The organism is Dyella sp., from assembly GCF_035508675.1.
Classification (GTDB): Bacteria; Pseudomonadota; Gammaproteobacteria; order Xanthomonadales; family Rhodanobacteraceae; genus Dyella_B.
On record NZ_DATJMN010000344.1, the window covers coordinates 1 to 5,601 of the forward strand.

Annotated in this window: 6 protein-coding genes and 1 tRNA gene; 2 read left to right on the plus strand and 5 right to left on the minus strand. The window is 59.1% G+C overall.

Annotation, left to right across the window (positions count from 1 at the left end; genetic code table 11):
- Positions 1 to 44: 44 nt before the first annotated feature.
- The gene (locus tag VMA74_RS18250; protein ID WP_325369562.1) at positions 45 to 440 is read right to left on the minus strand and encodes a hypothetical protein; all 396 of its coding nucleotides are present in this window, start codon (positions 438 to 440) and stop codon (positions 45 to 47) included.
- 70 nt (positions 441 to 510) lie between these two features.
- The gene (locus tag VMA74_RS18255; RefSeq protein WP_325369564.1) at positions 511 to 1,917 is read right to left on the minus strand and encodes a site-specific integrase; all 1,407 of its coding nucleotides are present in this window, start codon (positions 1,915 to 1,917) and stop codon (positions 511 to 513) included.
- A gap of 68 nt (positions 1,918 to 1,985) precedes the next feature.
- On the opposite strand from VMA74_RS18255, the gene VMA74_RS18260 reads away from it, so the two are divergent.
- Positions 1,986 to 2,062 (plus strand) — tRNA-Arg (locus VMA74_RS18260).
- A gap of 286 nt (positions 2,063 to 2,348) precedes the next feature.
- On the opposite strand, the gene VMA74_RS18265 is transcribed toward VMA74_RS18260, so the two are convergent.
- Positions 2,349 to 2,645 carry a HigA family addiction module antitoxin gene (locus VMA74_RS18265; RefSeq protein WP_325369573.1) on the minus strand — a complete coding sequence of 99 codons (297 nt, stop codon included), beginning with the start codon at positions 2,643 to 2,645 and terminating at the stop codon, positions 2,349 to 2,351.
- Positions 2,646 to 3,010: 365 nt separating this feature from the next.
- On the opposite strand from VMA74_RS18265, the gene VMA74_RS18270 reads away from it, so the two are divergent.
- Positions 3,011 to 3,349, plus strand: a complete 339-nt coding sequence (locus VMA74_RS18270) for a hypothetical protein (protein WP_325369567.1) — start codon at positions 3,011 to 3,013, stop codon at positions 3,347 to 3,349.
- 153 nt (positions 3,350 to 3,502) lie between these two features.
- Here the strand turns inward: VMA74_RS18270 and VMA74_RS18275 are convergent, their stop codons facing one another.
- Positions 3,503 to 4,525, minus strand: coding sequence for a LacI family DNA-binding transcriptional regulator (locus VMA74_RS18275; RefSeq protein WP_325369569.1), 1,023 nt, complete (start codon positions 4,523 to 4,525; stop codon positions 3,503 to 3,505).
- 194 nt (positions 4,526 to 4,719) lie between these two features.
- Positions 4,720 to 5,601 (minus strand): TonB-dependent receptor (locus tag VMA74_RS18280; RefSeq protein WP_325369571.1); only part of this gene is annotated, 882 nt, incomplete at its 5' end.

The window sequence follows — 5,601 nt, forward strand, 5'->3', positions numbered from 1 at the left end:
ATGCTTTGTTCCTCCTGTTCATCACCACACGGTGATTCTTTAAATCATGTCTTCTTATCCCATCCGGCGACGCGGCCATTCTCAACCGTAATTCTCAGTCTGTAGCGGTTGACGCCTGACGGGTGATATTTCCACACCTCACGGGTCATGGTCTTAAGCAATTTGTTGTCGATGGCGGAAGGTTCGCCAAGCGCATCCCGCAACTGCTCTTTGGTTTGGCCTTCCCAGAAGTATCCATCGTAAATTTGTTGGACGATTTCTTCGTCGTGATACTTGGCTCGAAGGTATGCGAGGCGCTTTTGTTTCTGAGCGTGCTTTGCGCCAACGATAAGCAATACAACACCGACAACGAGCACTGTTGGGAGAACCCAGCCCGTCGTTTCGAAAATTTTGGTTGCAATGTAGATGGGCAACCCAATGACAACGACTAAGGCGAACAAGGCACCCTGTCCCTTTGAAGACCTTCTTCCCATATCCTTCCCCCTGAAAGACATTCAGAACGCTTCGCAGTTACTTCGCCTTCGCCTGCATGGCCGTTGCCATGGCCTCCGCCATTTGTTGAATGCTAAGCCCACGCAGGGCTTCAATGGCAGAGTTGACTGCGTCCGATGATCCCGCCTTTTTCTGTTTCATTTCAAGCTTGTTGAGGATGGCCCCCAATTCGCTTGCTGTCGAGTTGAAGTAGCGCTTTAGAACCGTCAGGTCATCATGCCCACTGATGGCAGCAACCTGGAGTGGGTTGTTGAGGCGATGCCCCAGTTCTGTGATTCGCGTATGGCGAAGATCATGGAGACGGGCGTTTTCCACGCCAGCACGCTTGCAGGCCCGTTTCCAGGCTTGGCTGACCGACTCCAACGCAATGCGCTGACCGTCCACTCCTCGAAATACAGGACCCGTCACTTGCCCAAACTGGTGGGCATGGCGCCGTTTGAGCCAAGACAACTGTCTTGCCAAATGAGGTGGTAGAGGGATGCTTCGATTTTTAGGCGAGTGGTTGGGTTTGTTCTTGTTCTTGCTCTTGGTATCACGCAAGAAGGCGGTGGCGTTTTGGATGTCGTCGAGTTGGAGGTCTTCCCAGTTGAGTTTGACGACTTCTTCGCGCCGAGCAGCAGAGAAACGTGCTGTATAGACCGCAAGTCGAGTTCCGACATTGGTCCGTTGCTTGCCTCGCCTGCCAGGCGAGGCTTGTCTGAGGTAGCGCTTAACCACTTTCCATTCTTCAGGGCTCAGGATGCGATCTCGACCTTTGGAGGCGGGTAGAAGCGCGAGGTCCTTCCAACGTTCAAGTGGGTTGTTGAAGGTAATTTTCCAGACGGTCTTCGCGCGTTGAAACATCGATCCCAGGAAGGAGATTAGGCGACGGACACTGTCGCCTGGGGCAGGCTTGCCATCCCGTCCCAACAAGCGGGCGCACATGGACGTTGGTGTGCCAGAAAAGTGCTCAGGCTTGAGGCTGGTCAGGGGCAGAGCGCAGAGGTCGGGGAAGCCACGGTGGTTGGCGGTGTCCTCGGGCTTGCTTTGCCCGAGCAACATTCGGGCGGTCGAGACGTTTTTTTGGAGGTACTTGGGGATGGCTTTGCCCTCGGAGGTCAGGGCATCAATGGCGGCCTGAGATTCGTCTTTCAGGCGAGTTAGCAGGCCCCCCAAGGTCCAGGCTTCGGCAAGCTCTGCGCGAGGCTTGTCATGCAACTGGAGCGCCGTTCGTTCTGTGATGGCATGTCGGTTAGCAGAAGCCAGGGCAATGGCCTCACTGGTCGGTCCAGATTTGGCCGACGGGTCAAAGGGGAAGATGACCGTGGGGAGGTATCGTTTGGTGCCCGTCGTATCGGTCCAACGAATCTTGACCTCGTAGCGTGGGCGCCCATCACGGCGAAGATAGACCCCCGGTTCCGTCCGCTTTGCTTTGGCCTTTGTCATGGTGTCAGGTATCCTTAACCCCTGTTAGGCATGCCTAACCCTTGTTAGGTATGCCTAACTCAGAAAGTGTCCTCGTAGCTCAGCTGGATAGAGCGGTCGCCTCCTAAGCGGCAGGTCGGAGGTTCGAATCCTCTCGGGGACGCCAACTTTCTCCAGATTTGTCCCAGTCTTGTCTCAAGTAGTCGACCGAACTGCCTAACTACTTGAGGACGAAGGACGTGAGGAACTGTACGAGATCCCTCCTAAGGGGAAGGTCGCACGTTCGAATCGTGTCGGGGGCACCAGTTTCTCGTGCGGGTGGCGAGGCGGCGCTCGAAAGACCCCCGAATAAAACTGTAGCCGAGGGGCTGCAGACGACGGCGGATACAGGATTGAGGCCGCTGGCTGATATGTTGCAGCCATTGATATGGCTGGACTGCCGCCCGGGCGGCTCATGCAGCGCGTGGATGGATCTTCCGCACGGCCGCGCCAATTTCGCGCTGCGCGCATGCAAGCTCATAGTGTTGCTGAAGATTCAGCCAGCTTTGCGCATCGGCGCCAAAATAACGCGCCACGCGCAGTGCGGTGTCCGCCGTAATGCCGCGCCGCTTGCGCACGATATCGTTGATGCGTGCCGGCGTGACGCTAATGGCGTTGGCTAGTGCGTTGCTGGATAGTTCCAGCGGGATCATGAACTCTTCCCGCAGGATTTCGCCGGGGTGAGCCGATGGTAGTCGCTTGGTGGCCATCGTTGTTCTCAATGGTAATCGCAGCACCACGTTGTACACATCGTCATTTTTCCAGACAAGCACACACGAAGCCGGCGCCTGGCGCGCAAGCAGCCTTACGCGAAACCGTCTTCGCAACGCAACATAATGGCCAGCTGAACCGATCCGGCGTCCGCCAGCGCACTTGTCAACGCGGGCCATGGCCGCTCGTTCTTGGCGCTTGCGAGGGGTGAGGGGGCACGCGATGGAGCAGGACGCGAGAGGAGACACCATCGGTGGTACTCGAAATAGATGACCCCACTCGGCGCATGCATGCCGCGTTGCCGATCACGGCAAAACGGCTGATTCCCACGAACGTCCGCTAAAACAGCTCAAGGAATTTGCCCATGAATGCAAAGTCGAAACTCGTCATCGTCGGTCTGGTCATCGGTGCAGCGATGGCGTCCGGCACAGTGCTCGCGCAAACCGATGTTCCCGGCCATCCGCGCGTCAACGAAGTGAACAATCGCCTGGAAAACCAGCAGGATCGCATCCAGAACGGCTTGAAGAACGGCACCATGACGCAGGCCCAGGCTGCACACGACGAAACACACGATGCCAACATCGCCCGCCGCGAGTCCGCAGATGAGGCCAGGCACAACGGTCACCTGACCAAGCAGGAAAAGCGCAACCTCAATCGTGCCGAAAATCACAACAGCAAGCATATCTACAAGCAGAAGCACTGATCCGCCATCCGGATTCCGAACCTCCCGTGCTCGCGGGAGGTTTTTTTTCCGTCGTAAAGGGGTCGGGTAAGCTCAATGCGCCGAACTTGATGACATGATGCGCAAGCTTCCTGCGCAGGATTTCATCCCAGCCTATGCGATGCACCTGGCGCGTTACGCCTGTTTCGGCGGCTTGCCGGTCGACTCGCGCAACTGCAGCGAATAAGGCACTTGCACGAGCAAGCCGCTGCCTTTGCCGCGCAACAATTCCATCAACTGGAGCGCAGCCAGTTTACCCATCTCGCGCGCAGGCTGGCGCACGGTGCTGAGTGGCGGCCACAGCTGGCTGGCCAGCGGCGTGTCGTCGAACCCGCATACCGACAGGTCGCGCGGCACCTTCATGCCGCGCTCGTTCGCCGCCCACATGACGCCGGCCGCCATGTCGTCGTTGGCGGCGAAGATGGCGGTGGGCGGTTCCGGCAGGGCGAGCAGCTTGCGCGCGGCGGCAACGCCGGAGCCGAACATGAACTCGCCTTGCACCACGTAGTCCGGATCGTAGGGGATGCCCGCCGCCACCAGGGCAGCCTTGTAGCCGGCCAGCCGCCAGCGGGTGGCGCCATGATTGGCGATGCCAAGCACATGCGCGATGCGCCGATGGCCGAGCTGGACCAGATGCGTGACGAGTGCCTGGGCGGCATGCTCGTCATCCATGCAAACGCCGATGGTCTCGCTGCGATTGACCGGGGACACGCTGGCATACGGCACTTCGCGTTCGCGCAGGCGGCGCAGCAAGGGCGGGTGGTCGGTGAGTGGCGGCGTCAGCACCACGCCGTCCACGTGATGATCGGAAATCAACGCGTCGACACGGCGGATGAAGTCGGGCCCGCGCATGCGCAGCGGACACACCATCATGCTGTAGCGGTTTGCATCGCAGGCGTCGAGCACGCCGTCCTGGATTTCGGCCAGGTAGGTGGAGGCCGGGTTGTCGTTGTTGTCGTACAGCATGGCAACCAGGAACGAGCGGCTGCCGGCAAGGCCGCGCGCCGACGGGCTGGGCCGATAGTTCATCGAGTCCATCGCGGCAAGCACGCGCTTGCGCGTGGAATCCTTGACGTATGCCTCTTCGTTCAAGACACGCGATACCGTCTTGGGCGAGACACCCGCCGCACGTGCGACATCTTCCAGGCGTACCCGCATGCGTGCTCCTGACCATCACCGATTTGCGCAGTGACTATGCCGTGCGGGCCGGTTTGTTTACAAGACTTGCACTACTGGTGCGGCCCGGCCGACGCAAGCTGGACAGATTCCCGGATGGCCGGCTGGAAGCCGGTGTTCAAAGAAGGCGCCTCCTTGCGGAGGCGCCACCCTGAGCAGGCGGGAGTATTTCCTGCTCAGAACCACACACCCAGTTCGATGCCGTACGTCCGGGGCGGCAGGTACTGGGACACATAGATGAAGCTGCCATTGGCTTCCTGGAAACGCATGGCGTTGGTACGCACCTTGTCATCCGAAAGATTTTGCACGTACGCGTTCACGTACCACCGATCTTGCGGTTCGGTGTAGCGCAGCGAGAGATCGGTGCGCACATAGGCTTTCTGCTGGTCGCCCGAGCCCAGGTTGAACACGCTCAGCCATTGCATGCTCTGGTATTGCGAGGACAGGCGCGGCGTGATGCGGCCGCCGTTGGAGAGATGGAAATCGTGCTCGTAGATGGCGGTCAGCGAGGCATCCGGTGCATGCGGCAGGGTGTGGCCGGTAATGTTCATGCAACTGGAGAGGTTCGACTGCGGCGGGCACGGCGGCAGGCCGGCGTAATCGTTGCTGCCGGCATAGATCAGCGTGCCCAGCGTCTTCTTGGGAATCGCCGAGAACACCAGGTTGAAACGATCGTCGTGCCCCTGCAGCGCCACTTCCGATTCCAGGCCGGCCACCTTGGTGCTGCCTTGTACGTTGGAGAAGCCCAGGCCGTGGTCGCCATCCTGGTACACGATCGGTGCGGAAAGCTGGAAGTTCTTGAAATTCTCGTAATAGGCCGCGCTGTTCCAGGTGAGATGACCATCCAGGAAGGTGAATTTGGCACCGACTTCATAGTTGGTAAGGGTTTCAGGCTTGTACAGCGCGCCGCCATCCTCGGTGCCGCCGGACTTGTAGCCGGTGGAAATGCTGGCGTACACCATCGCGTTTTTGCTGAAGAGGTAATCGGCGCGTGTCAGCCAGGTAACCTTGTTCTTGTGGTAGTACGCGCTGTTGTACTGAGACACGGTAAAGCCAGC

Bases quoted from the DNA above. Each gene is read 5' to 3' on its own strand.
- VMA74_RS18255 (WP_325369564.1), bottom strand. From the start codon at position 1,917: ATGACAAAGGCCAAAGCAAAGCGGACGGAACCGGGGGTCTATCTTCGC.
- VMA74_RS18265 (WP_325369573.1), bottom strand. From the start codon at position 2,645: ATGGCCACCAAGCGACTACCATCGGCTCACCCCGGCGAAATCCTGCGG.
- VMA74_RS18270 (WP_325369567.1), top strand. From the start codon at position 3,011: ATGAATGCAAAGTCGAAACTCGTCATCGTCGGTCTGGTCATCGGTGCA.
- VMA74_RS18275 (WP_325369569.1), bottom strand. From the start codon at position 4,525: ATGCGGGTACGCCTGGAAGATGTCGCACGTGCGGCGGGTGTCTCGCCC.